Origin of the sequence: Haloprofundus halophilus (genome assembly GCF_003439925.1) — an archaeon.
Taxonomy (GTDB): Archaea; Halobacteriota; Halobacteria; order Halobacteriales; family Haloferacaceae; genus Haloprofundus; species Haloprofundus halophilus.
Genome location: NZ_QQRR01000001.1, coordinates 908,451 through 932,784, shown reverse-complemented (window position 1 = coordinate 932,784; position 24,334 = coordinate 908,451). Strand labels below are relative to the sequence as shown.

Genomic DNA, 24,334 nt, shown 5'->3' with positions numbered 1-24,334 from the left:
CGAGTCGCCAGTTCCACCGCTGCCGGGGTGCTTATGTCGCTTCCGCGACCACCGCGACGTATGCAAGTGTTCGGACTCGTCGGCAACCCGGTCGGTCACTCGTTGTCGCCGCCGATGCACGAGGCGGCGTACGACGCGCTCGGGATGGACGCTCGATACGTCACCTTCGAACCGTCGCCCGAGCGGTTCGAGGCCGCTCTCGACGGCGCGGACGCGCTCGGCGTCGCCGGCCTCAACGTCACGATTCCGTTCAAACGGGACGCGCTCGAACTCGTCGACGCCGACCCGCTCGCCGAGCGAATCGGCGCGGTCAACACCATCGACTTCGCCGGCGACACCCCGCGCGGGTACAACACCGACGCCGCCGGCGTCAGTCGGTCGTTCGCCCGCCACGACGTCTCGCTCGACGGGACGGACGCCGTCGTCGTCGGCGCGGGCGGGGCGGGGCGTGCGGCCGCGTTCGCGCTCGCGGACGACGGCGCGTCGGTCCACGTCGCCAACCGGACCGCCTCGCGCGCGACCGCACTCGCCGACGAACTGAACGGAGACGAGGCGACCGACCGGGTCGCCACCGGCGGCGGCCTCGACTCGCTCGACGCCGCCGTTCCCGAGGCCGACGTGCTCGTCAACGCGACGAGCGTCGGGATGGAGTCCGACGAGACGCCCGTTCCGTCGGGCCTGCTGCACGACGGGCTCGCGGTGCTGGACGCGGTGTACGCCCCGCCGGACACGCGACTGCTGCGCGAGGCGCGCGAGGCGGGCGCGACGACCATCGACGGGGCCTGGATGCTGCTGTACCAGGGCGTCGTCGCGTTCGAGCGGTGGACCGGTCGGGACGCGCCGGTCGACGAGATGGACGCCGCCCTCCGGTCGCGGCTGTGACCTGTCGGGGGTTTTTAAATACGGAGGCATCATACTACCGGCCAATGGCACTCTTGGACAAGCTCAAGTCGTTGCTCGGCCTCAACGGGTCGACCGACGAGCGTGAGCGCGACCCGTCCGTGACGGTCGAACGCGACACGCGAACGGAGGCGAGTACGGAGACGGAAGCCGCAGTCGAAGAAACCGACGAGTCCGTCGAGGCAGACGACGCCGCCGAATCCGCCGACCCCGCCGCCGAATCCGCCGACCCCGCCGCCGAATCCGCCGACCCCGCCGCCGACAGTGCCGCCGCGGCGTCGACGGAGACGTTGGTCGACGAGGATACCGAGGAGACGACCGCGGCGGAACCGGCGGAGGCCGCCGGCCCCGAGAGCGACGAGATGGACACCGACCTCGAGACGGAACTCGACGAGGCAGACGAGGCCGACGGTTCCGAGTCCGACGAGACAGACGAGAGGGCCGTCGAAGACGCCGACGAACCCGTCGTCGAGGAGGCGGAGCCGATTAGCGAGGCGGAAGAGCCCACCGAGGACGAACCGGTCGCGGCGGATACCGACGCGACGGCGTCGACGGAGTCGATGGTCGACGAGGACGCCGAGGACGAGACCGCAGCGGAGCCGTCGGAGGCCGCCGGTCCCGAGAGCGACGAGATAGACATCGACGATGACCGAGCAGAAGCCGACACCGCCGAGGCCGACACCGCCGAGGCCGAGCCCGACGCGGACGAACCGGCGTCGGAGTCTTCGGACTCCGTCGATACGGTCAAAGGAATCGGGCCGGCCTACGCGCAGCGGCTCGCCGACGCGGGCGTCGAGACCGTCGCCGACCTCGCTGCCGCCGACGCCGCCGAACTCGGCGAGCAGATAGACGTCTCCGAGAAGCGCGTCGACACGTGGATTGCGCGCGCTCGGGAGCAGTGAAAGCTGCCGGACGCGCGGACCGCCCGCGGCCGCTTCGACGCCGATGACCGAACCCGTTGTGCGGACCTCTCGACGCGAGTTCAGAGCGACGGCGACGGACGCGCCGCCGGGCGCTCGCGTTCCGGTCGAACTCCGACTCTCGGTGTCGGACCCGTTCGAGGCGTACCGACGCGCGCGGGACGGCCCCGGCGGATTCTTCCTGGAGACGACCGGCGGCCAGTCGGGGTGGGGGTACTTCGGCGTCGACCCCGTCGAGCGACTGCAGGTGAGCGCCGACGCAGTCGTCCGCGACGGTCCCGAGCGCACGGACGCGGACGACGCCGGACCGGCCGCCGGGTCGCCGTCGTTGTCGGCGCTGTCCGCGCTGCTCGATTCGGAGACGCTCGCCCGCGGCGACTGCGAGGTGCCGTACCCCTGCGGCGCGTTCGGCTGGCTCTCCTACGACCTCGCCCGCGAACTCGAAACGCTGCCCGAATCGGCGGTCGACGACCGGCGGCTCCCGCATCTGCAACTCGGCGTCTACGACTGCGTGGCCGCGTGGCGAGAACCGAGAGGCGAAGGGACGACGCTCCGCGTGACCGCTTGCCCCCGAATCGACCCCGAAACCGACCTCGACGAACAGTACGAGACGGCCGTCGAGCGGGCGAGTTCGCTCGCCGAGCGCGCGACGACCGGCGACCCGAGCGTCGAACCGCTCGCCGCCGGAATCGAACGAGGACAGTTCGAGAGCGACTGCGGCCGCGAGGCGTTCGCCGACCGCGTGCGGACCATCAAGCGGTACATCCGCGACGGCGACACGTTTCAGGCGAACGTCTCCCAGCGCCTCGTCGCCCCCGCTGCGGTTCACCCCGTGACGGCGTACGCGGCGCTCCGCCGGGTGAATCCCGCGCCGTACTCCGGGTTGCTGGAGTTCTCCGGCGCGCGCGGCCCGAACTCCGTCGACCTCGTGAGCGCGAGTCCCGAACTGCTCGTCGAACGCGCGGGCGACCGACTCGTCACCGAACCCATCGCCGGAACCCGGCGACGGGGGGCGACCGACGGGGAGGACGCCGAACTCGAAGCCGACCTGCTCGGCGACGAGAAAGAGCGCGCCGAGCACGCGATGCTCGTCGACCTCGAACGCAACGACCTCGGGAAGGTGTGCGAGTACGGCAGCGTCGACGTGACCGAGTACCGCCGGGTCGACCGCTACGCGGCCGTGATGCATCTCGTCTCGGTCGTCGAAGGCCGGATTCGCGAGTCCGCGACGCTCGCCGACGCCGTCGCCGCGGTGTTCCCCGGCGGCACCATCACTGGCGCGCCGAAACCGCGGACGATGGAACTCATCGAGGAGGTCGAGGCGACCAGACGCGGGCCGTACACCGGCAGTATCGCCGCGTTCGGCTTCGACGACCGGGCGACGCTGAACATCGTCATCCGAACGCTGGTCCGCTACCGCGACGAGTACCACCTCCGCGTCGGCGCGGGCATCGTCCACGACTCCGATCCCGAACGCGAGTACGACGAGACGTTGGCGAAGGCCCAGGCGCTCGTCGAAGCGATGGACGAGGCGCTCGACGGAACGGCGCTCGGCGTCGACGACGCGGGCGAGTCCGGCGATTCGAGGACCGAGAGATGAGTGCGGAGACCCTCCCCACGGTGCTCGTCGTCGACAACTACGACTCGTTCGTCTACAACCTCGTCCAGTACGTCGGCGAACTCGCGGACGTCGTCGTCCGCCGGAACGACGCCGTCACGGTCGAGGAGATTCGGGAACTCGACCCCGACGCCATCGTCGTCTCGCCCGGCCCCGGCACGCCCGAGGACGCCGGCATCTCGATGGCGGTGTTCCGCGACCTCGACTACCCGACGCTCGGCGTCTGCCTCGGTCATCAGGCGCTCTGTGCGGCCGCGGGCGCGCCGGTCGGCCACGCGCCCGACGTCGTCCACGGGAAACCCTCGACCGTCGTCCACGACGGCGAAGGCATCTTCTCGAACCTTCCCGAACGGCTCTCGGTCGGGCGGTACCACTCGCTGGCGGTCGAGCGCGGCGACCTTCCGGACGAACTGGTCGAGACGGCGTGGACCGACGACGAGCGTCGGGTCGTGATGGCGGTTCGGCACCGCACGCGCCCGCACGTCGGCGTCCAGTTCCACCCCGAGAGCATCCTCACCGAGAGCGGTAAACAGATGGTAGCGAACTTCCTGAAGGAGTACGTCGACGATGAGTGAACGAGAGACACCCAACGATGGCGGAACCGGCGGAGCGAGTTCCGCGAGCGACGCGGAACTCGTCTACCACGTGAACGGCGAACTCGTTCCCGCTTCGGAGGCGACGGTGAACGTCCGCGACAGGGGGTTCATGTACGGCGACGCCGCCTTCGAGACGCTCCGCGTCTACGGCGGCCACCTGTTCGAGTGGGACGCCCACGCCGACCGACTCGCGGAGTCGTGCGAGATTCTCCAGTTGGACCACGGCCTCTCCGACGAGTCGCTCCGCGGGCGAATCGAGGAGACGCTCGCGGCGAACGAACTCGGAGACGCCTCGGTGAAACTCTCCATCAGTCGCGGCGTCCAACCCGGGAAACTCACCCCCTCGCCGGAGGTCGACCCCACCGTCGTCGTCACCCTCTCGCCGCTGGGTCGCGGCGGCGTCGGCGGCGAGAAACCGTGGGACGGCCCGGCGACGTTGCAGACGGTGAAGACGCGGCGCCCCTCGAATCGGGCGCTCCCGTCGAAAGCGAAGACGCACAACTACCTCAACGGCATCTTGGCGCTTCTCGAACTCCGCGTCACGGGCGCCGACGAGGCGCTCGTCCTCGACGACGAGGGCTACGTCGCCGAGGGGGCGACGAGCAACGTCTTCTTCGTCGACGGCGAGCGCCTCTGCACGCCGAGTCTCGACGGTCCGGTGCTCCCGGGCGTCACCCGCGACATCGTCCTGGAACTCGCCGAGTCGGAGGGCATCCCGGTTCGGGAGGGCTTCTTCACGCCCGACGACGTCCGGGGGGCCGACGAGGTGTTCGTCACGAGTTCGACCCGCGAGATTCGCCCCGTCGGCACCGTCGACGGTATCGACGTCGAGACGGGGCCGGTGACGCGGCTGCTCTCTCGGTTGTACGAGACGCGAGTCGAGGAGTTGTACGAGTCGTAGAGTTGCACGAGTCGGAGTGCGGAAACCGCGGACGGAAAGACGTTCAAAGGCGGCGCGACGAGAGACGGTATGGACGACGACCAGCGAATCGCCGCACTCTCGGAGGTCCCGACGGACGGCACGCTGCTGTTCACGTTCCGGGAGGGGACCGAGCGCGGCGAGGCGATTCTGACGAAACTCGACGACGGAACCGTCGTCGCCTTCCGGAACTACTGTCAGCACTGGACCGACGTGCGCCTCGACAAGGGGTCGGGTGCGCTCGTCAGAAACGGCGACATCGTCTGTCAGAAACACGGCGCGACGTTCGGCCAGGCGACCGGCTACTGCGACTTCGGCCCCTGCGAGGGCGCGACGCTCGACGAAGTCGACGTCGCCGTCGAGGGCGACGCGGCGTACCTCGCCGACGACTCGCTTCGGTTCGAGCATCTCGGCCCCTCCGGCGAGCACGACCTCTCGTCGGGCAGTCGAATCGACTTCACGGGGACGTGAGAGTCAGGGCCGACGCACTTACCGGATACGTTATGTCGGCCGAAAACGACGTTCGGACGATGGTCGTCGAACTCCTCCTCCCCGCCCTCATCGGCTTCACCTTCGTCATGACCGCGGCGTACGCCGGGACGTTGCGTGCGCTGGAAGTGTACTTCGACCCGACGCAGGACAGCATCTTCCTCTCCGACGGAGCAGAGCCACCAGAGCGGCAGTGAGCGGTCCGTCGGCAGGGAGTGGCGGAAGGTAGACTTGAACTACGCGGACTCGCTCACGCTGTTCGCTCGTCCTCTCGTTCAAACGACCACTAAGCTATCGTCGTGGCGCACATCTCACGACTCGCTTCGCTCGTCGTTCGTTGTGTGCGCCACAGAAGATAGCGGGAGGTAGATTTGAACTACCGATCTCCGGGTTATGAGCCCGGCGGAATCTCCTGGCTATCCCATCCCGCTACTTCTGACAACAGGATGCCCTCGGTTAAGGGTTGTGATTCCGACGCCGTATGTCAGTTTCCGCCGTGGTATCGTTCGCCGCCGCTCACTCGCTGGCCACGCGCCACGTCAGTAAACTCTCCGCGACGTAGTTGAGCAGCATCGACGCGAGAATCGCCACCGGGAGCGGAATCACCTGCCAAAAGTCGAAGCCGGCGACGACGACGCTCACGTCCTGTTGGCGGAGCACGCGGACGACGACGAACTGCAGCGCGAGACCGCCGCTGCGGACGAGGTTCGACTTCAGCAGTCGCCGCGCCGCCGGGAACGCTCCCGACGCGCCCTCGTCGGCGAACGTCCAGCGGTCGTTGATCAGAAACATGACCACGATGGCGACTTCCGCGCCGACCAGTTTCGCCACCTCCGCGAGCACGCCGAACCAGACGGTCAACACGGCGCTGACGGTCAGGTCGAAGACCGCGCCGAGCGCGCCGACGGAGACGAACTGCCCGAATCGCTTGCCCGACAGCAGTTCGGTCGCCGTGCGATTCAGCCTCATTCCTCTATCGGGTCCGGCCCGAGGCGTTCGACGAGCGACGGCGTCGTCGACCGGCGGGCGTCGAGCATCGCGTGCAGTCGGTCTTCGCGGATGAGCTTCGCGCGGTGGCGCGCCGACAGCAGACTCAGCCCGAGGTCGAGACTCGTCCGAATCGGCGAGACGGTCGACCCCGGTCTGTCCTCCCATTCGACGGGCACCTCCACGACCGCGTGGTCCAACGCGGCGGCGACGGCGACGAGTTCGACGTCCCACGCGAAGCCCGGTTCGTAGAGGTGGCTCCGAGCGTCGGCCCACGCCTCGGCGGTCATCGCCTTCGCGCCGCACTGGTAGTCGTACAGCTCCGTGTCGAGTAGTCGCTTTGCGAGCCACGCGAAGCCGTCGCCGAGGCGGCGGCGGGCGAGCGTCTGGTGGGCGGTCACCGTCGCGTCGGGGTGTCGACGCGACCCGACGCTCAGGTCGGCCTCGCCGGCGAGCACCGGCGCGAGAACCTCTGCGAACGAGTCGGTCGGCGTGCTACCGTCGGCGTCGACGAACGCGAGCACGTCCGTCGATAGCGCCTCGAAGCCGGCGGTTATCGCCGCCCCCTTCCCGCGACGGACCGGCGACACGTTCACCGTCGCCGGGAGCGACGAGAGCTCGTCGACCGACTCCGGCGTCGGTGCGTCGAGTTCGACGCGGACCGCCTCCGGGTCCAGCCGCTCCGTCAGCGCCTCGAGGTAGGCCGCGAGCCGGTCGACGTCCGGCCGATACGCGGGGACGACGACACCGACGGAACGTGACATGGGCCGCGATTTCTTTCAAGCGATAAAAAAGTATTTGACTCGAACCCGAGCCGCCGGGCGCGGCCGGGTCGGCGGCCCCGGGGAACGTGCCCGCTCCGGCAACCAGAGCGCCTGCCCCGGTAACCAGAATGCCCGCCCCGGCAACCAGAAACGGTTTATTGGCGCGCTCGCGTTCCACCGGTAGATGGAGTATCTGTACGTCGCCGTCTGGCTCGTCCTCTACGCCGTGCTGGCGGTCCTCGGGCTCCCGCTCGCGGCGCGGCTCTTTCGACACGTCCCCGGCCGCGGGCCCGGCTTCGCGCTCCCGCTGTCGCTTCTCGTCTCGACGCTCGTCGCCCACTGGGTCGGCCAGTTCTCGTTCGGCCTCGGAACCGTCGTCGTCGCCGTCGCCGTCCTGCTCTCGCTCTCGGCGGCGACGGCGTTCGACCTCGCGGCGCTCCGAGAACGCCGTCTCGTTCTCGCGTCCGGATTCGACGTCGACAGGCGCGCGGTCGCAGACACCGCGGTCGTCTTCGTCGTCGCGTTCGCGTTCCTGCTTTCGATTCGCGCCGTCGACCCCGCGGTCCACGCCGCCGGCGGCGAGAAGTTCCTCGACTTCGGCCTGCTGAAGGCGCTGCTCCGCGCCGACGCGCTCCCGCCGGAGGACTTCTGGTTCGCGGGCGAGCCCGTCCAGTACTACTACGGCGGGCACCTGCTGACGGTGCTTCTGGCGATGCTCACCGACACGCCCGCGAGATTCGCCTACAACCTCTCGCTCGCGGGCTTCTACGCGATGCTCGTCACTGCGACGTTCGACCTCGCGGGGTCGGTCGCGTCGAGTCGCGGCGGCGCGCGTCGGCCCGCCGGGCTGTTGTCCGCGTTCTTCGTCGGTCTCGCCAGCAACCTCGTCACCGGGGGTCGCGTCGCGTTGACGTTGCTCCCCGAACCGGTGCGGCGCCCGCTCGCCGGACTTATCGCCGCCGAGACGACGCAGTACTCGCCGGACGAACTGCTGGCCGGCACCGATTCGTTCAGCTACTGGACCGCGAGCCGCGTCATCGAGGGGACGATAAACGAGTTCCCGTTCTTCGCGTGGCTCAACGGCGACCTGCACGGCCACATGATGGGAACGCCGTTTCTGCTCCTCGGAGCGGCGCTCGCGTTCGCGTACTTCGAGACGCCGCAGTCGGAGCGGCCGCTTCGTCGAACGCTGTTGTTCGTCGCGCTGCCGGCGCTCGGCGGTCTCCAGCTCGTTCTCGACACGTGGAGTTTCCCCTCCTTGTTCGGCGTCGCGGCGCTCGCACTCGTGTTCGCGCCCGCGCGACCCGAAACCCTGCTTCCCGACCGCGTCGCTTCGGCGGTGCGGTACAGCGACGACGACGACCTGTTGCCGGCACAGGCCGGGCGTCTCGTCGTCGCCGTCGGCCTCGTCGCCGTCGCGGGGGTAGTCGGCGCGGCGCTCGGGGCTCCGTTCCTGCTCACGGGTGCGTCCGGCCGCGAAGTGGCGCTCCTCGGCCCGGCGAATCGGAGCGGCCTCGGCGCGCTGTTGCTCGTCCACGGCGCGTTCGTCGCCGGCTTCGCCGCCTACCTCCTCTCGCGGTTGGCCGAGGGCGACACGTGGCTGCTCGCCGCCGCCGTCGTCGGCGTGGTCGTCGTCGCCGTCGGACAGGGGATGGCGGCCGTCGCGCTGATCCTCCCGCTTCTGGTCTTCGGCTGGGTCGCGCTCGCGTTCGACCGCGACGTCGGGTTCGAGACGGTGCTCGTCGTCGCCGGGGCCGGACTCGTGTTGCTCGTCGAGTTCCTCTACGTCAACGAGCAGGCGGGACCGCTCCGGATGAACACCGTGTTCAAGACGTACATCCAGGTGTGGGTGCTGTGGGCGACGGCGCTCGGCCCGGCGCTGACGCTCCTGCTCGCCCGCCCGCTGCCGACGCGCATCCGGCGGGCCGTCTCCGCGACCGACGGCAGTACCGCGACCGACGGCGGCACCGAGACCGGCGACCGCGCCGGGGCCGACGGCGGCACCGGGGCTAACGCGGAGACGAAGTCGTCTCCCGTCCGCGCGTCGGAGGCGGCGACGGCGACGGCGCGGACGCTCGCGCTCGGTCTCACGCTCTGTCTCGTCGTCTCGACGGGCTTCTACGCGCCGCTCGCGCTCGGTAACCACTTCGAGGGGGCCGGCGAGCCGACGCTGGACGCGACGCAGTTCGCCGAGACGGACCATCCGAAGGAGGCGAAAGCTATCGCGTGGCTCGACGAGAAGCCCAGTCGTCCGACGTTGCTGTCCGCACCGGGGACGTACCACTACCCGAACGCCGAGTCGGGGTCGTACCCGTACCCGCCGGGTCGCTACGGCTGGAACTCGAACCCGGCGTCGACGCTGACCGGCATCCCGACCGTCGCCGGCTGGGGCCACGAGATCGGCTATCGCGGCTTCGACACCTACATCCACCGCGTCGAACAGGTCGACGCCGCGTTCACCGACGACGCGGCGCTCGTGGACGTGCTCCGCGAGTACGACGTCCGGTACGTCTGGGTCGGGCCTGCGGAGCGGGAGCGCTACGGCGAGACGTCCGTCGGCGACGTGTCCGGCGTCTCCGTGGCGTATCGGACCGAGACGGTGACAATCTACGAGGTCGACCGCGACGAACTGCCGGGTAGCGGCGGGTCGTAATCGGCGGAAGAAGAGAACTCAGACCGAGAGCTCGCTGCGCGCTTTCACGACGTCGAGCGCCTCGGCGTCGATGGACTCGACGGTGAGCCAGTGGGGGACGTACTCGCGCTTCTCGTACGCTTCGCGCTCTTCGGCGGTCCCGATGGTACACCACAGCTGCACCTCGTCGGGGCCGTGCCAGTCACCTTGGCGCTGAATCGAGAAGCAGATCTGCTCTTTCCCGTCGTAGTTGATGACCGCGTCCTTGCGGATGCCGGGGTCTCCGTGGACGATGAGCTGTTGCATAGTCGTGCGTTTGGAAGGTTCGGGCTTAACGACTTCGGTAACCGAGCAGTCGCCGCCGCATCGAGGGGCGTTCGGCGAGTCGGAACCAAACGCGTTTTAACGGGCGACGGCAAAGAGTCGGCAAGGTAGATAGCTATGCAGATGCCACGCCGTTTCAACACGTACTGTCCGCACTGCAACGGCCACCACGAAGTGGAGGTCGAGAAGGTACGCAGCGGACGCAGCACCGGGATGAAGAAGGTCCAGCACCGACAGCGCCGACGCCAGACGTCGCACATCGGCAACGCCGGCAAGTTCTCGAAGGTGCCCGGCGGTGACAAGCCCACGAAGAAGACGAACCTCAAGTACCGCTGTTCGAGCTGCGGGAAAGCGCACATGCGCGAGGGCTGGCGCGCCGGTCGACTGGAGTTCCAGGAGTAGACGATGGCGGGAAGTTTCTACCGCGTCGTCTGCCCGGACTGCGAGAACGAACAGGTCGTCTTCGACCGCGCCGCGACGCCCGTCAACTGCGTCGTCTGCGGCAGCACGCTCGCCCGACCGACGGGCGGCAAAGCGGCTTTCGAAGGCGAAGTGACCGAAACCGTCGAGGCGCGGTAAACGCCTCACTCTTCCCATGAAATTTCGCGGCTGGCCAGACAACGGCGAACTCGTCGTCGGCAAGGTGGACGAAATCGCCAACTTCGGCGTGTTCGTCGACCTCGAAGAGTACGAGGATAGACGCGGTCTCGTCCACATCAGCGAGGTCGCCAGCGGGTGGATCAAGAACGTCCGCGACCACGTCCGGGAGGGACAGACGGTCGTCGCGAAGGTGCTCGACGTCAATCAGTCCTCCCAGCAGATCGACCTCTCGCTGAAGGACGTCAACGAGCACCAGCGCAAGGAGAAGATACAGGAGTGGAAGAACGAGCAGAAGGCCGACAAGTGGATGTCGCTGGCCTTCGGCGAGGACGTCGACGACGAGCAGTACGAGACCGTCGCCAACGCCCTCTACAGCGAGTTCGGAAGCCTCTACGACGGTTTCGAGCAGGCGGCGATCCACGGCGCGGAGGCGCTCGAAGACGTCGACCTCTCCGACGATGAGACCTCGGCTATCGTGGAGACGGCCCGAGAGAACGTCTCGGTGCCGTACGTCAACGTCACCGGCTACGTCGACATCCAGTGTCCGACCGGCGACGGGGTCGACGACATCAAGGAGGCGCTCCGCGCCGCCGAAGGAAACGGCGACGTCCGCGACGAAATCGAACTGTCGGTCTCCTACGTCGGGTCGCCCGAGTACCGCATCAAGGTGCGCGCGCCCGACTACAAGACCGCCGAAGCCGAACTGGAGGCGAGCGCAGGCCGCGCCCGTCAGTCCATCGAGGCCGCCGGCGGGACCGCGGTGTACCACCGCGAGCGCGACGAAGAGACCGAATGAAGTCCGACATCCGGGTCTGCTCGACGTGGCGCGAGCGTCACTCCCGCCCGGTGTACACCCTCTCCGAGACGTGTCCCGAGTGCGGAGCCGCAGCCGAGAACAGCGCGCCGGCCCCGTTCAACCCCGAGGACCCCTACGGCGAGTACCGACGCGCTCTTAAGCGGCGCAGTCGGCAATAAAGCCATGGACGACATCGACATCGAGGCGGTCGCCGACCCCGAACTCGACGACCCGGTTCTCGTCGAAGGGCTGCCGGGCGTCGGTCACGTCGGGAAACTCGCCGCCGAACACCTCCGCGACGAGTTCGACGGCGAACTGGTGCGTCGCGTCTACTCCTCGGACTTCCCGCCGCAGGTGAGCGTCGACGACGAGGGCGTCGCCGACCTCACGTGCGCGGAACTGCACGCCGTCACCGTCGACGGGACGGATCTTCTCATTCTGACGGGAGACCACCAGGCGCAGAGCAACGCGGGCCACTACCGCCTCACCGACGCGTTTCTCGACATCGCCGAGGAGTTCGGCGTCTCCCGCGCGTTCGCACTCGGCGGCGTGCCGACCGGCGAACTCGTCGAGGAGTACACCGTCCTCGGCGCGGTGAGCGGGGCCGACGGGAAGGAGGAACTCGAAGACGCCGGCGTCGAGTTCCGCCCCGACGAACCCGCGGGCGGCATCGTCGGCGTCTCCGGGCTCATCTTGGGTCTCGGCAAGCGCCGCGGCCTCGACGCCGCGTGTCTGATGGGCGAGACGAGCGGCTACCTCGTCGACCCCAAGAGCGCGCGAGCGGTCATCGAAGTGCTCCAACACGTTCTCGATTTCGAGGTGGACTTCGCCTCGCTCGAAGAGCGCGCCGAGGAGATGGAGGAGGTCGTCGGCAAGATTCAGGAGATGCAACAGCAACAGAGCCTCCCGACCGACGACGACCTGCGCTACATCGGTTGAGACCGACGGGGAGCGAGGCTGTACTCGCCGCACTCCGGCCGAACGCTCCGGCCGAACGCTCCGGCCGAACGCTCCGAAACGGCGGCCACTCGTCCAGCGTCCGAACTGGATTGTTCACGATATATCACACATAGTGGATACTATAACGCTGCGCGTTGCCCATCTGGTATGGCGACACATTACCAACAAACGGCATACTGCCCTCGCTGCGACGAGACGTGTCGCGTCGTCGAGAACAAGCCGTGGCTCCCGGACGCCTGTTACGACTGCGGTCGGTCCGTCTCGACTCCGCGACTCTGAGGCGTTCAGGAACCGGAGCTTTCGACCCGTTTTTCGATACGTTCGACGAGCGCGCGAGCGGTAGCGACGCGCGCGTCGGCGTCGGCGTTCTCCGTCTCGCCGACGCTGTCGAGCAGTCGTTCGACGTGTGCGGTGCGGCGAGAGACCACGTCGTCGTCGACGTCACCTTCCGCGAGGTCGGCGGCGACGGCTTCCGCCTCGCCGAGCCACGCGTTCGCGCGCGGCGCAATCGGGAGTTCGGCCGTCGCTTCGAGTTCGGCGTGCAGCTCGTCGAGTAGCGCGTCGAGAGGCTCCGACATCCGACTCACCCGGTCACCACAGCGGCACGCCGACGAAGGCGGCGACGAACTCCCAGTCGTAGACGTGGTTCAACAGCAGGTACGTCACGACGCCGAGCGAGAGCGAGAGAATCCACGACCCCGCGGCGATGCGCCCGACGCGCTTGTGCGGCGTCTCCGTCCGGAGTTCGCTCGGGGTGTGGGTCAACCCCAACACCAGCGCGTACAACACCACCGGCACCGAGACGATGGAGAGGATAATGTGAATCGCCAGCATCGCCAGGTACGCGTAGTACACCAGTTCCGGGCCGACGAACTCCTTGGTCCCGCCGCCGCCGATCTTCGTCAGGTAGAGCACGAGGAAGAACAGGATGAGCGCGAAGGAGGAGACCATCGCCGTCGCGTGCTTCTTCACCTCGTCGTTGCGAATCCAGTACCAACCGGCGACGAGCACGCCGGTGTTGACGGTGTTGACGAGCGCGATGGCGTCGGCGAGTCGGTTGACCTGTTGGAGGGTGAGTTCCGGGAACACCCGTGCCGGGACGACACCGAGAAACGTCCCGATGACGACGGCGTAGCCGACGACGCTGAGAACCGCGGTGATGGCCGCGGGGTGTTGCTTTGCGACCCCGCTGGCGCTGGCAGTTGCCATAGCCGACGGTTAGCGCGGCCCGACTATTTGCGTTCGGGTTCGCTCGTCAAACCTCGCAGCGACTCGGCCGGCGGGCGACCTCTCGAGAATCAGATGACGCCCGTGACGCTGGCGACCTCCTCGGCCGCTCGCTCGTCGACGCCGTCGCCGAGAATCGTGTACCGGTCGCGGATCTCGTGGGCGGTCGTGAGCGCTTCGAGCACCTCGTCGGCGGTGAGACCGAGGTCGGAGGCCGTCGTCGGCGCGTCGATGCTCTCCAGCGCGTCGCGGATGTTGCGCCACTGCCCCTTCGGGCCGCTGTGGAGGTAGGCGGTGATGATGGAGCCGACGCCGACCTGGTGGCCGTGGAGCGCCCGCCCGGGCGCGATACGGTCGAGCTGGTGCGAGAAGAGGTGTTCCGCCCCCGACGCGGGCCGCGACGAACCCGCGATGGACATCGCCACGCCGGAGGAGACCAGCGCCTTCACGACTATCCAGCAGGACTCCTCCAGTCCGGGCTTGATTGAGTCGGCGCTGTCGACGAGCATCTCGGCGGTCATCTGCGAGAGCGCACCCGCGTACTCGGAGTACTCGACGTTCTTGAGGCGGTTCGCGAGCTGCCAGTCCTGCACCGCGGTGTAGTTCGAGATGATGTCCGCACACCCCGCCGTCGTCAGCTCCCACGGCGCTTCCGCCAGCAGTTCGGTGTCGGCGACGACGGCCAGCGGCGGGTCGGCGGCGACGCTGTGGCGGGTGTCGCCCTCGGGCACCGAGCCCCGACCGGAGACGATGCCGTCGTGGCTCGCCGCCGTCGGCACCGAGACGAACCCTCGGCCGAGGTGGTCGCTGGCCATCTTGGCGATGTCGACGGGTTTGCCGCCGCCGAGACCGACGAGAAAGCCCGCTTCAGTCTCGCGGGCGGCGTCGATGACGCGCTCGACGGCCGCGAAGCTCGCCTCCGAGACGGTGACCGTCGCCGGGTCGTCGAACTGCGCGCAGACGCGGTCGCCGACGAGTCGCTTCGGTGTCGGACTCGTGACGATGAGCGGACTGCCCGAGAAGGGTAGTTCCGCCACCGCGTCGGCCAACTGGTCGACGACGCCGTGCCCGACGAGGACGTTGCGCGGGAGCTTTATCCACGTCGTTTTGTCGAACATACGCGGAAATCACCCTCCGCGTAGAAACCGTTTGTGCCATACGGCGGCCGTGTGCCGCAGAACGGGCGCGCCTCCACCGGTCACAGCAACTGCGTCGCCGCATCGTACAGAAACGCAACGCCGAACCCGCCGAGGACGACGGCGCTCACCCCGGCGACGACGGGCGCGAGCGACTCGACGCGGCGCTCGGCGGTGACGAGGGCGGCCGGAAACCCCGAGACCCAGAGCAGGATGCCGCCGAAGAACCCCGCGACGAGCGCCGGGCTCCCGGTCTCGACGACGAGCCGTCCGGCGAGTTCCCCGCCGACGTACGGCGTCTGCGAGAGCACGTCGACGGTGCCGGCTTCGAGGAGGCCGACGCCGATGGTGAGCCAGAACAGTACCTGGTACGGGTTCGTCAGCGCGAGCACGAACGCCTTTCTGAAGCCCGCGCTGTCGTCGGGGAGCGTCCCGCCGCGGAACGAGTCGGAGACCGAGCGGACCGCGCCGTAGGCGAAGTAGAGCATCAGCAGGCCGCCGACGCCGACCATCGCAGCCCGAACCGTCGGGAAGCGTTCGACGAAGCCGACGACGCCGAGCAGTGCGAGCACGAAGAAGACGAAGTCGGCCGAGAACGCGCCGAGCCCCGCCCGAAATCCCGATTTCCAGCCGTGGACGACGCTCTCCTCGGCGATGACGGCGTTCATCGGTCCCGGCGGCGCGGCCAGCGCCAGTCCGAAGACGACGCCCGCGAGTCCGGTGGTCAACGCATCGAACACGTCGAGAGATGGGCGACAGGCCCCGAAAAACGCCGCGGTTCCGTCGTCGGAGGTTCGGTTCGCACTCCGCCGCCTCAGGCGAGTCCCGTCACCGCGTCGGCGACGGCGGCGACGAGTACGTCCCACGCCGAGAAGCCGGTGGCGACCGAGAGGAGGACGTCGAGGCCGAACAGGAGGAACAGCGCCGCCCCGGCGAAGTGCGCCTTTCGCATGTCGACCGCGTGCGCGAACTTGTGGAAGAAGTAGGCGTTCGCGAGGCTCACCGGGACGATTGCGAGCATCTCGCCGAACCAGATGGCGCTACTCGCCCCGTACTGGGCGGCGAGGCCGATGGTGACGAGCTGGGTCTTGTCGCCGAACTCGCCGGCGACCATCATGGCGAAGATGGGCAGGAAGCCGCCGAACCGACCGCCGACGTCGTAGCCGAACAGTTTCGTGTCGAGCTCCGGCGCGAGCGAGGAGACGCTCGACTCGCCGCCGTCACTTCGCTTCGCTCGTGACGAGGTTCGGTTCACTCCGTTCGACTCGCCGCCGTCACTTCGCGCCGCCCGCGTCGGGTCCCCGGCGTCGGCCTCGGGTGCCGACCGGAACAGCAGGACGGCGAAGGCGAGAAACAGGACGGCGGTGAACGCGTCGAGGGCGACGCCCGGCAGCGCCGCCTGCAGCGCGCTCCCGAACAGAATCTCCAGCGCGGTCCACCCGGCGAACGCTGCGCTGGCGGCTCCGACGACCACCAGCGGTCGGTAGCGCGTCGAGAGGCCCGCGATGATGAACTGTACTTTTTCGCCGGGGAGGACGGCCAGTTGGGTGACGAACGCGACGACGAGTAGCTCCGACCAGTTCACGCACCACCCACCCCTGCGGGGGCGGATTCGGGTTCGCCGACCGGTTCGACGCGGATCGAGTGCGCGACCGACTCGGGGAGGCTCTGTTCGTGACCGCCGACGAGGACGGTCACCATCCCGAACGGCGCGACGTCGACTATCTCGACCTCGGTACCGGGGGTGAGTCCGGCCTCGGCGAGGTACTTCAGTTCCTCCTCGTCGCGGTCGGAGACGCGCGCGACGACGACGCGGTCACCCTCGCCGTACTCGCTCAGCCGGGTCGTCTCGTCCTCGACGGGGTCGAGGTCGACGTTCGGAATCGGGTCGCCGTGGGGGTCGAACTCCGGGTTGCCGAGCGCCTCGGCGACGCGCCGTTCGAACGCCTCGCTGATGTGGTGTTCGAGCGCGTCGGCCTCGTCGTGGACCTCGCTCCACGAGTAGTCGAGATGCTCCGTCAGGTACGCCTCCAGCAGTCGGTGGTGGCGGAGCACCTCCAGTGCGACCGTCTCCCCCTCGTCGGTCAACTCGACGCCCTTGTACTTCTCGCGGTCGACGAGGCCGCGGTCTTCGAGTTTCCCGAGCATGCTCGTCACCGTCGGCGCGGTCTTGTCGAGATACTCCGCGACGGCGGAGGTCGAAACCGGCGGTCCGTGTTCGGTCTGGAGGGTGTAGATGGCCTTCAGGTAGTCCTCCATCACGTCGCTCAACATGCGCCGAATTAGACGCGGCGAACTATTATATCTGGCGTGGCAAAGCGAGTCGTTAGTCGACCGTCGCCGACTCGTCGGCAACGAAGAGACTCGTGTCGACTCGCGGCGGGTCGGGCCCGTACGCGAGCAACCGTCGCTGACGGCGGGCGAGCGGCGACGACCCGACGAGCGAGAGCGCGCCGAACGTCGCGCGCAACGCGGGAGCCCGAAGCCGCCGCGGAACGCGGGAGCCGTACAGGAGCAGCCCCGTCACGAACGACTCGGTCCGGCGTTGCAGTCGAAGCACCCGCTCGACGGCCGGATACCGCCGCTCCTCGAATCGTCCGAGTCGCTCGGCGGGAAGCGCGCCGTCGCTTCGCTTCGCGTCGGAGAGCGCCGTCGCAATCACCTCGTGGGCGACGACCGCGTCCTGCACGGCGAGACTGTTTCCCTGTCCGCCGAACGGTGAGGCGACGTGCGCGGCGTCGCCGAGGAGCAGCACGCCGTCGTCGACCCAGCGGTCGCAGAGCCCCGGCTCGACGTGCAGCAGCGAGCAGTCCTCGAAGCCCCCGAGCTGGGTCTCGACCGTCCCCCGGAGGTCGGGGTCGACGGAGACGAGGTCGCGGCGGAACGCCTCGATGCCCCGCTCTCGGAGGTCGCTGTAGCGTCCCTTCTCGATGGGCCACCCGCACTGTGCGACCGAGTCGCTGAGTGGCGCGTACACGAGGATACCGGACTCGCCGACGCGCAATTGCGTCGTCACGTCGATGCTGGCGTCTTCGAGTTTGAACCAGACGATTTCGAGTTCCGACTCCAACAGCCCCGCGTCGATTCCCGCCGCCTCTCGAACCGTCGAGTAGCGACCGTCCGCGCCGACGACGAGGCGGCTCTCGACTTCGAGGTCGACGCCGGCCCCTCGGTCGCGCGCCTCGACGCCGACGACCCGTCCGTCCTCTCTCCGGACGTCCGTCACCGCCGTCGCCGGCCGAAACGAGAACGTCTCGAACTCGTTCGCCCGCTCGACGAGCAGCGCCAGGAGCGGCGGTTGGTCCATCAGCAGGAGGTAGTCCTCCCGCGGCGAGACGTCCGTGAAGTCGAGGAGCCGGTACCGCCGTCCGTACACTGAGGCGTGCGCCTTCCGCACTCGTTCGTGCGGCAGGTCGAGCACGTCGTCGAGGAGCCCGAGTTGGTCGAACGCCCACGCCACGTACGGTTGGAAGCCGAAACCGCGGAACTCCCGGTCGAGCGTCGCGTTGCGTTCCAAGAGGAGTGTCTCGACGCCGCTCCGGGCGAGCAGGTAGCTCAGGACGCAACCGGCGGGGCCGGCCCCGACGACGACCACGTCGGGGGTGAGTCGCTGTGTTCCCTCTGATTCGGGAGTCGTGTTCGCAGTCATCTGGTCTCCTGACCTCGGTTTTCCGTGCGGACGAGACTACGACTGTCGGTCAGATAAGCGCGGGGTGGGCGGATGCGCGCTCGGTCGTCCGCCACTCAGATGCCCTGTCCCATCAGGTGGCTTCGGAGCACGTCCGGCGTCTTCAGTCCCGATTCGGTGTTGACGAGGACGACGGTGTCGTCGTCGCCGAACCGACCTTCCTCCGCGAGGCTCCACGCGCCTGCCGGGGCCGCACCGCCGGCGACGCCGACCTCGATGGCCTCGTGCTGCGCGGCGGCGACGGCGGACGCGAGAATGTCGTCGTCGGAGACGGCGACGGCGTCGCCGCCGGCCTCGTCGAGCGCGGCGAGCGCGAGTTCGCCACCCTCGGGGTCGGGTACTTCGAGTTCGCCGACGATGGTGTCGGGCACCTCCCACGGTTCGATGGTGTCCGCACCGCGTTCGACGGCGGCGACGATGGGTGCGCAGTTCTCGGGTTGAACCGCGTACAACGGCGGCACGTCGTCGACGAGTCCGATTTCGCGGAGTTCGCGGAATCCTTTTTCGAGGCCGACGACGAGTTCGCCCGTCGAGGCGGGGACGACGACGGCGTCGGGAATCTCGCCGTCGAGGTCCGCGACCACCTCGAAGGCGAGCGTCTTCGCGCCCTCGTGGCGATACGGCGTGGTGAACTCCTGCAGCGAGTAGTAGTCGGTCGCCAGCTGCTCGTCGACGGCGTCTTTCGCCTGCGGGTAGCGCCCGCCGACCACGCGCATCTCGCCGCCGTGGACGTTTATCATCGCCTTGTTCGAGAAGGCCGACCGCGAGGGGACGAACGAGTACGAGCGGAGACCGACGCGCCCGGCGTACGCCGCCGCCGACTGGCCGGCGTTACCCGGCGTCGCCAGCGCGAGCGGTTCGATATCGTCGCTCTCGGCGTGCTGGCTCGCGGCGGTCAGCGCGAGGCTCATCCCCCGGTCGAGGAACGTCCCGGTCGGGTTGCGACCCTCGTCTTTCACGACGACGCGGCCGACGCCGAGTTCCTCGGCGAGTCGGGGCGCGTCCACGAGCGGCGTCCGCCCCTCGGCGGCGCTGACGGCGTCGCTCGCCGAAAACGGGAGGAGCGACTCGAACGACCACAGCCCCCGTTTCTCACCCGCGAACGACTCCCAGTCGGGGTCGACCGCGTCGTAATCGTACTGCGCGTCGAGAAAGCCGCCGCAGTCGGGGCACCGACCGGGAACGTCCGCGCCGTGGACCGTCCCGCAGTCGACGCACGCGAGTCCGGAGAACGCCTCGTTGCTCTGCATACCGGCCGTTGCGAGGGAAGCGACTAATCGCTTCCCGTTGGTCGGAGTCGCCCGGAGCGAGGCGGGAGGGCCGATTCCCGACCCGACCGTCAGGTGATGCTTTGTATCGCGCCACCCAACGGTGGTGTATGCCAGACGATACAGCCGTTTCCGTGGTCGGCGCGGGTCTCGCGGGCCTCGTCGCCGCCCGCCACCTCGCCGACGCGGGGTTCGACGTCACAGTGTACGAGGAGCGCGAGGAAGTCGGCGGCCGCGTCCGGACGGAACGCGAGGACGGATACACGTTCGACCGCGGGTTCCAGGTGCTGTTCACCGCGTATCCGGCGGTGCAGCGCGAACTCGACCTCGACGCGCTGAATCTCCGGACGTTCTCGCCCGGGGCGGTCATCGCGCGACCCGGCAAGCGCTCGGTGCTGTCGGACCCGTTCCGGGACCCCGGCTCGCTTACCGAGTCGCTTCGCAACGACGAGGTGACGCTCTGGGACAAGGCGCGGACGCTCGCGCTCCGCCAGCACGTCACCAGTCGCCGGGAGTCGGAGTTTTTCACCGGCGAGGAGCCGTCGATCCGCGAGTACCTCGAAGACTGGGGCTTCTCCGACGGGTACGTCGAGAACTTCGTCGCCCCCTTCTACGGCGGCATCACGCTCGACCGGTCGCTCGGCACCTCGAAATCCGTCTTCGAGTACACGTTCCGAGCGCTCTCGCGGGGGAGAATCGGCGTCCCTGCCGCCGGAATGCAGGCCATCCCCGAGCAGTTGGCGGCGAAGGCGCGCGAGGCGGGCGCGGAGATCAGACTGGGCGAGACGGTCGAGGCCGTCGAAGGCGCCGACGAGGACGAGAGCGCCACGGTCACCGTCGACGGCGAGGAGATCGACTCGGAGGCCGTCGTCGTCGCCGCGGACCCGAAGGCGGCGCGCGACCTCACGGGCGTCGAGTCGATTCCCACGGAGGGGACCGGCTGCGTCACCCAGTACTACGCGATTCGCGGCGGTGCGTCGCTCGGAACCGACCGCAAACTCCTGCTCAACGCGGGCGACGCCACGCCCAACACGGTCGTCCCGCTCTCGGAGGTCGCCCCCGAGTACGCGCCGGAGAACACGGTGTTCCTCAACGCGACGTTCCTCGGCAGGAACGCGCAGAACGCCGACGAGGAGACGCTGTTCGAGCGGACGCGCGAGGAGCTGTCGGCGTGGTACCCCGACCGGACGTTCGACGGCCTTCGGCTGCTGAAGACGACGCGCGTCCCGTTCGCGCAGTTCGTCCAACCGCCGGGCATCCACGAGACGCTCCCGGACGTGGACGACCCCGACGGCTGGGTGTACCTCGCGGGCGACTACACCGAGTGGTCGTCGATTCAGGGCGCGATGGAGAGCGGACGGAAGGCGGCGCGGGCGGTCGCCGAAGACCTGCAGTAGGTGGTGTCGAACCGACCTACGGCGTGATGACCGCGCGACCCTCTATCTCGCCGTGTTCGAGCTTCTCTGCGACGGTGTTCACGTCGTCCAGTCCGTACCGCGAGGTGCGCAGTTCGACGTCGCCGCGGTCCACGAGCGAGACGAGTTCCTGCAGTTCGGTGTACTTGCCGACGATGTTGCCGACGAAGCTGAACTCGCCGTCGACGAGCGCCTGCGACGGTTCGTGGATGTGGCCGCCGTAGCCGATGATGTGGTGGTCGCCGCCGGCGGAGACGATGTCGGGGGCGAGTTCCGTGGTCTGGTCGGCCCCGACGAAGTCGAGTACCTGTCGCGCGCCCGCGCCGTCGGTGATGTCATCGACGGCGTCGGCGACGTCGACGTTCGTCGGGTTCACCGTCTCGTGCGCGCCGAGTTCGGTCGCGAGGTCCAGCGCCTCGTCTTTCAGGTCGACGGCGACGATGTTCGTCGCGCTCATCGCGTTCAGACACTGCAGGCCGATGTGACCGAGGCCGCCGACGCCGATGACGACGGCGTGGTCGCCGGGGTTCAGCTCTCTGACGGCCTTCTTGACGGCGTGGTACGCCGTGATTCCGGCGTCGGCGTGCGGGGCGATGTCCGTCGTATCGGTCCCCTCGGGCAGCGGAATCACCGACCGCTGTGAGGTGAGCAGATACTCGGCGAAGCCGCCGTCGGTCGTGAGGCCGGGGAACTTGAGGTTCTCGCAGTACATGTCCTCGCCCATCCGGCAGGCGCGACAGACGCCGCAGGTCATCACCGGGTGACAGATGACGGAGTCGCCCTCCGAGACCGTCTCGACGCCGTCGCCGACTTCGACGACGGTACCGGCGTTCTCGTGGCCGAGCGTCATCGGAAGCTCCTGTTCGACGTAGTCGGTCCACATCCCCTCGATGATGTGGTTGTCCGTCTGACACCAGCCCGCGCCTTCGACCTCGACGACGACTTCGCCGTGTCCCGGCTCCGGTCGGTCGACTTCGTCTATCGACAGCGCGTGCTCCATGTCGTCGGTGTACTCGTGTAATCTCGCAGCTTGCATCGTGGTAGCTACTGTCACTTGCGACTGTATAACTGTTCTCGGATTTACAGTATCGCGAGAGACTCTCCTCCGACACAGTGTTTCTCTCGCCGACAACATAACGAAAGATAATGTAGTATGTTCCCAAACATCAGCCCGACATGTACCGTCAACGCGGTGAGGACGTGTTCGTCGTCGACGCGCACGTCCACCACTGGGACGCCAGCGAGGAGAACATCAAGCACGACGGCGGCGAGCAGTTCATCCGCTGTTTCTACGACTACCACACCGGCTTCACCCCCGAGGACCGACAGTGGACGCTCGACGAGTACCGAACGTACAGCGCCGACCGGATGGTCGAGGACCTGTTCGGCAACGGTGCGGTCGACATGGCCATCTTCCAGCCGACGCACCTGCACGAGTTCTACGAGGAGGGGTTCAACACCGTCGACGACAACGCCGAACTCGTCGACCGGTACCCCGAACGGTTCATCGTCAACGGCCGCTTCGACCCGCGCGACGGCGAGGCGGGTAAGCAGGAACTGGAGCGACAGAAGGAGGAGTACGACGTCGACGGCGTGAAGCTCTACACCGCCGAGTGGAAAGGTGACTCGAAGGGGTGGCGACTCGACGACCCCGAGACGTTCGAGTTCCTCGAGAAGTGCAGCGAACTGGGCATCGAGAACGTCCACCCGCACAAGGGGCCGACGATTCGACCGCTGAACCGCGACGCTTTCGACGTGGCCGACGTCGACGACGCGGCCACCTCCTTCCCCGAACTCAACTTCGTTGTCGAACACGTGGGTCTCCCTCGACTCGACGACTTCTGCTGGATCGCCGCGCAGGAACCGAACGTCTACGGCGGCCTCGCCGTCGCCGCGCCGATGGTGCAGAACCGACCACGGAAGTTCGGCGAGATAATGGGTGAACTGCTCTACTGGCTCGGAGAGGACCGCCTGCTGTTCGGCAGCGACTACGCGCTGTGGAACCCCGACTGGCTCGTCGAACTGGTGATGGAAGCCGAGCTCACCCCCGAGCAGCGCGACGAGTACGGCGTCGAACTCTCGACCGAGGTGATGAAGAAGGTGATGGGCGAGAACGCCGCCCGCCTCTACGACATCGACATCGAGGAGAAGAAGAAGGAACTCCAGTCCGACGAGATATCCGAGCAGTTCGGACTGGGCGACCATTACGCCGCGGACGCGGCCGCAGACTGATGGCGGGTAAACGTCTGCGGAGCGACCCCCCGACGAGTGCGGTCACACCACGTCGCAGTGCGATTCTGAACGCGCTCGACGGCGTCACCGACCCGGAGCTCGACCGCTCCATCGTCGACCTCGACTACGTCACCGACATCGACCTTGACGACGAGGGCGGCAGCGTCGCCGCCGACGGCGACCGCCGCGGCAAGTCGGTGACGGTCCGCCTCTCGCTGCCGACGGCGTGGTGTTCGCCCGCGTTCGCGTGGCTCATGATGAGCGATGCACGCGCGGCCGTCGAGTCGCTCCCCGGCGTCGCCCGAACTCGGGTCGTCCTCGAAGACCACGTCCACGAGACGGAACTCACCGACGGGATAAACGACGACCGCCCGTTCGCCGAGGCGTTCGACGACGCCGACGGCGACCTCGACGCAGTGCGCCGAGAGCTCGACGAGAAGGCGCGAATCGTCCGTCAGCACCGTGCCCTCGACGCGCTGCTCGACGCGGGGGCGACCCCGGAACAACTCGTTTCGCTTTCGGCCGCCGACGTGACGTTCGACCCTCTCGGCCCCGAAAGCGAGCGAGCCATTGTCTCGGTCGCCGACGGCGCGATACGGCTCTGCGTCCCGCACGACTCGCTCGTCGACTACGTCGAAAAAGCCGAGTCGGTCGGCGTCGATTTCGAGTCGGGTCCGCTGTTCCGCACGCCGGAAGGAGACCCGATTTCGGTCGACCAGTTCGACCTCGTCCGCCGCCGCGGTCGCTTGGCGTCGGTGAACATGCGCGGACAGGGCGGCGTCTGCGCGCAACTACACGAGTCCCGAAAACGTCAGCGTGCGCGCGAGGCGGAAGGCGCGGACTGACGCACTGACGCGGCTCTC

Annotated in this window: 28 protein-coding genes and 1 tRNA gene; 16 read left to right on the top strand and 13 right to left on the bottom strand. The window is 68.3% G+C overall.

Annotation, left to right across the window (positions count from 1 at the left end):
- The first annotated feature begins 60 nt into the window (after window positions 1-60).
- From DV709_RS04710 to DV709_RS04680, 7 genes are all read left to right on the top strand, one after another.
- Window positions 61-882: a shikimate dehydrogenase gene (locus DV709_RS04710; protein ID WP_117592166.1), complete on the top strand. Its 822-nt coding sequence runs from the start codon at window positions 61-63 to the stop codon at window positions 880-882.
- A 44-nt stretch (window positions 883-926) separates the two neighbouring features.
- The gene (locus DV709_RS04705) at window positions 927-1,802 is read left to right on the top strand and encodes a helix-hairpin-helix domain-containing protein (protein ID WP_117592165.1); all 876 of its coding nucleotides are present in this window, start codon (window positions 927-929) and stop codon (window positions 1,800-1,802) included.
- A 43-nt stretch (window positions 1,803-1,845) separates the two neighbouring features.
- Window positions 1,846-3,420, top strand: coding sequence for an anthranilate synthase component I family protein (locus tag DV709_RS04700; RefSeq protein ID WP_117592163.1), 1,575 nt, complete (start codon window positions 1,846-1,848; stop codon window positions 3,418-3,420).
- Window positions 3,417-4,013, top strand: a complete 597-nt coding sequence (locus DV709_RS04695) for an anthranilate synthase component II (protein WP_117592161.1) — start codon at window positions 3,417-3,419, stop codon at window positions 4,011-4,013. The genes DV709_RS04700 and DV709_RS04695 overlap by 4 nt, the downstream gene beginning before the upstream one ends.
- Window positions 4,006-4,935 carry an aminotransferase class IV gene (locus DV709_RS04690; protein ID WP_117592159.1) on the top strand — a complete coding sequence of 310 codons (930 nt, stop codon included), beginning with the start codon at window positions 4,006-4,008 and terminating at the stop codon, window positions 4,933-4,935. Before DV709_RS04695 ends, DV709_RS04690 begins: the two co-directional genes overlap by 8 nt.
- Before the next feature lie 69 nt (window positions 4,936-5,004).
- Window positions 5,005-5,424 (top strand): Rieske (2Fe-2S) protein, encoded by a 420-nt coding sequence (locus tag DV709_RS04685; RefSeq protein WP_117592158.1) that lies wholly within the window; start codon window positions 5,005-5,007, stop codon window positions 5,422-5,424.
- A gap of 59 nt (window positions 5,425-5,483) precedes the next feature.
- On the top strand, window positions 5,484-5,639 hold the full coding sequence (locus DV709_RS04680) for a hypothetical protein (protein WP_198665649.1): 156 nt from the start codon (window positions 5,484-5,486) through the stop codon (window positions 5,637-5,639).
- 159 nt (window positions 5,640-5,798) lie between these two features.
- Here DV709_RS04680 and DV709_RS04675 read toward each other — a convergent pair.
- The 3 genes from DV709_RS04675 to DV709_RS04665 all read right to left on the bottom strand — a co-directional run bounded on the left by DV709_RS04675 (window position 5,799) and on the right by DV709_RS04665 (window position 7,193).
- Window positions 5,799-5,873 (bottom strand) — tRNA-Met (locus DV709_RS04675).
- Between the two features lie 85 nt (window positions 5,874-5,958).
- A complete protein-coding gene (locus DV709_RS04670; protein WP_394338685.1) occupies window positions 5,959-6,405 on the bottom strand; it encodes a GtrA family protein in 447 nt (148 codons plus the stop codon).
- Between the two features lie 2 nt (window positions 6,406-6,407).
- Window positions 6,408-7,193: a glycosyltransferase gene (locus DV709_RS04665; protein ID WP_117592154.1), complete on the bottom strand. Its 786-nt coding sequence runs from the start codon at window positions 7,191-7,193 to the stop codon at window positions 6,408-6,410.
- 184 nt (window positions 7,194-7,377) lie between these two features.
- Between DV709_RS04665 and DV709_RS04660 the strand changes: the two genes are divergently transcribed.
- Window positions 7,378-9,846 (top strand): DUF2298 domain-containing protein, encoded by a 2,469-nt coding sequence (locus tag DV709_RS04660; RefSeq protein WP_117592152.1) that lies wholly within the window; start codon window positions 7,378-7,380, stop codon window positions 9,844-9,846.
- An 18-nt stretch (window positions 9,847-9,864) separates the two neighbouring features.
- Here DV709_RS04660 and DV709_RS04655 read toward each other — a convergent pair whose 3' ends face one another.
- On the bottom strand, window positions 9,865-10,131 hold the full coding sequence (locus tag DV709_RS04655) for an HAH_0734 family protein (protein ID WP_117592150.1): 267 nt from the start codon (window positions 10,129-10,131) through the stop codon (window positions 9,865-9,867).
- 135 nt (window positions 10,132-10,266) lie between these two features.
- On the opposite strand from DV709_RS04655, the gene DV709_RS04650 reads away from it, so the two are divergent.
- From DV709_RS04650 to DV709_RS04630, 5 genes are read left to right on the top strand one after another with little or no spacing between them, the layout of a single operon-like run.
- Entirely contained in the window at window positions 10,267-10,551 is a 285-nt protein-coding gene (locus DV709_RS04650) for a 50S ribosomal protein L44e (protein WP_117592149.1), read from the top strand.
- A gap of 3 nt (window positions 10,552-10,554) precedes the next feature.
- Window positions 10,555-10,728 (top strand): 30S ribosomal protein S27e, encoded by a 174-nt coding sequence (locus tag DV709_RS04645; RefSeq protein ID WP_117592147.1) that lies wholly within the window; start codon window positions 10,555-10,557, stop codon window positions 10,726-10,728.
- A gap of 16 nt (window positions 10,729-10,744) precedes the next feature.
- Window positions 10,745-11,545, top strand: a complete 801-nt coding sequence (locus DV709_RS04640) for a translation initiation factor IF-2 subunit alpha (RefSeq protein WP_117592146.1) — start codon at window positions 10,745-10,747, stop codon at window positions 11,543-11,545.
- Window positions 11,542-11,724 carry an RNA-protein complex protein Nop10 gene (locus DV709_RS04635; RefSeq protein ID WP_117592144.1) on the top strand — a complete coding sequence of 61 codons (183 nt, stop codon included), beginning with the start codon at window positions 11,542-11,544 and terminating at the stop codon, window positions 11,722-11,724. Before DV709_RS04640 ends, DV709_RS04635 begins: the two co-directional genes overlap by 4 nt.
- A 4-nt stretch (window positions 11,725-11,728) precedes the next feature.
- A complete protein-coding gene (locus DV709_RS04630) occupies window positions 11,729-12,484 on the top strand; it encodes a proteasome assembly chaperone family protein (RefSeq protein ID WP_117592142.1) in 756 nt (251 codons plus the stop codon).
- A gap of 305 nt (window positions 12,485-12,789) precedes the next feature.
- Here the strand turns inward: DV709_RS04630 and DV709_RS04625 are convergent, their stop codons facing one another.
- The 8 genes from DV709_RS04625 to DV709_RS04590 form a co-directional block, all read right to left on the bottom strand.
- Window positions 12,790-13,083, bottom strand: coding sequence for a hypothetical protein (locus DV709_RS04625; protein WP_117592141.1), 294 nt, complete (start codon window positions 13,081-13,083; stop codon window positions 12,790-12,792).
- 13 nt (window positions 13,084-13,096) lie between these two features.
- Window positions 13,097-13,714: a DUF420 domain-containing protein gene (locus DV709_RS04620; RefSeq protein WP_117592139.1), complete on the bottom strand. Its 618-nt coding sequence runs from the start codon at window positions 13,712-13,714 to the stop codon at window positions 13,097-13,099.
- An 89-nt stretch (window positions 13,715-13,803) separates the two neighbouring features.
- Window positions 13,804-14,850: an NAD(P)-dependent glycerol-1-phosphate dehydrogenase gene (locus DV709_RS04615; protein ID WP_117592137.1), complete on the bottom strand. Its 1,047-nt coding sequence runs from the start codon at window positions 14,848-14,850 to the stop codon at window positions 13,804-13,806.
- A gap of 80 nt (window positions 14,851-14,930) precedes the next feature.
- Entirely contained in the window at window positions 14,931-15,608 is a 678-nt protein-coding gene (locus DV709_RS04610) for a LysE family translocator (RefSeq protein WP_269801687.1), read from the bottom strand.
- A 74-nt stretch (window positions 15,609-15,682) separates the two neighbouring features.
- A complete protein-coding gene (locus tag DV709_RS04605) occupies window positions 15,683-16,453 on the bottom strand; it encodes a TMEM165/GDT1 family protein (RefSeq protein WP_117592135.1) in 771 nt (256 codons plus the stop codon).
- Complete coding sequence (locus tag DV709_RS04600) at window positions 16,450-17,142, bottom strand: metal-dependent transcriptional regulator (RefSeq protein ID WP_117592133.1); 693 nt, start codon at window positions 17,140-17,142, stop codon at window positions 16,450-16,452. The genes DV709_RS04605 and DV709_RS04600 overlap by 4 nt, the downstream gene beginning before the upstream one ends.
- Before the next feature lie 52 nt (window positions 17,143-17,194).
- Window positions 17,195-18,517, bottom strand: a complete 1,323-nt coding sequence (locus tag DV709_RS04595; RefSeq protein WP_117592131.1) for an FAD-dependent monooxygenase — start codon at window positions 18,515-18,517, stop codon at window positions 17,195-17,197.
- Window positions 18,518-18,612: 95 nt separating this feature from the next.
- Window positions 18,613-19,806: a threonine synthase gene (locus DV709_RS04590; RefSeq protein ID WP_117592130.1), complete on the bottom strand. Its 1,194-nt coding sequence runs from the start codon at window positions 19,804-19,806 to the stop codon at window positions 18,613-18,615.
- 128 nt (window positions 19,807-19,934) lie between these two features.
- On the opposite strand from DV709_RS04590, the gene DV709_RS04585 reads away from it, so the two are divergent.
- On the top strand, window positions 19,935-21,221 hold the full coding sequence (locus tag DV709_RS04585; protein ID WP_117592128.1) for an NAD(P)/FAD-dependent oxidoreductase: 1,287 nt from the start codon (window positions 19,935-19,937) through the stop codon (window positions 21,219-21,221).
- A 16-nt stretch (window positions 21,222-21,237) separates the two neighbouring features.
- Here DV709_RS04585 and DV709_RS04580 read toward each other — a convergent pair whose 3' ends face one another.
- Window positions 21,238-22,275 carry an NAD(P)-dependent alcohol dehydrogenase gene (locus tag DV709_RS04580; protein WP_117592127.1) on the bottom strand — a complete coding sequence of 346 codons (1,038 nt, stop codon included), beginning with the start codon at window positions 22,273-22,275 and terminating at the stop codon, window positions 21,238-21,240.
- A 140-nt stretch (window positions 22,276-22,415) separates the two neighbouring features.
- Between DV709_RS04580 and DV709_RS04575 the strand changes: the two genes are divergently transcribed.
- Both DV709_RS04575 and DV709_RS04570 read left to right on the top strand, forming a co-directional pair.
- Window positions 22,416-23,471 carry an amidohydrolase family protein gene (locus tag DV709_RS04575; protein WP_117592125.1) on the top strand — a complete coding sequence of 352 codons (1,056 nt, stop codon included), beginning with the start codon at window positions 22,416-22,418 and terminating at the stop codon, window positions 23,469-23,471.
- The gene (locus DV709_RS04570) at window positions 23,471-24,316 is read left to right on the top strand and encodes an iron-sulfur cluster assembly protein (protein ID WP_117592123.1); all 846 of its coding nucleotides are present in this window, start codon (window positions 23,471-23,473) and stop codon (window positions 24,314-24,316) included. Before DV709_RS04575 ends, DV709_RS04570 begins: the two co-directional genes overlap by 1 nt.
- Window positions 24,317-24,334: the final 18 nt, after the last annotated feature.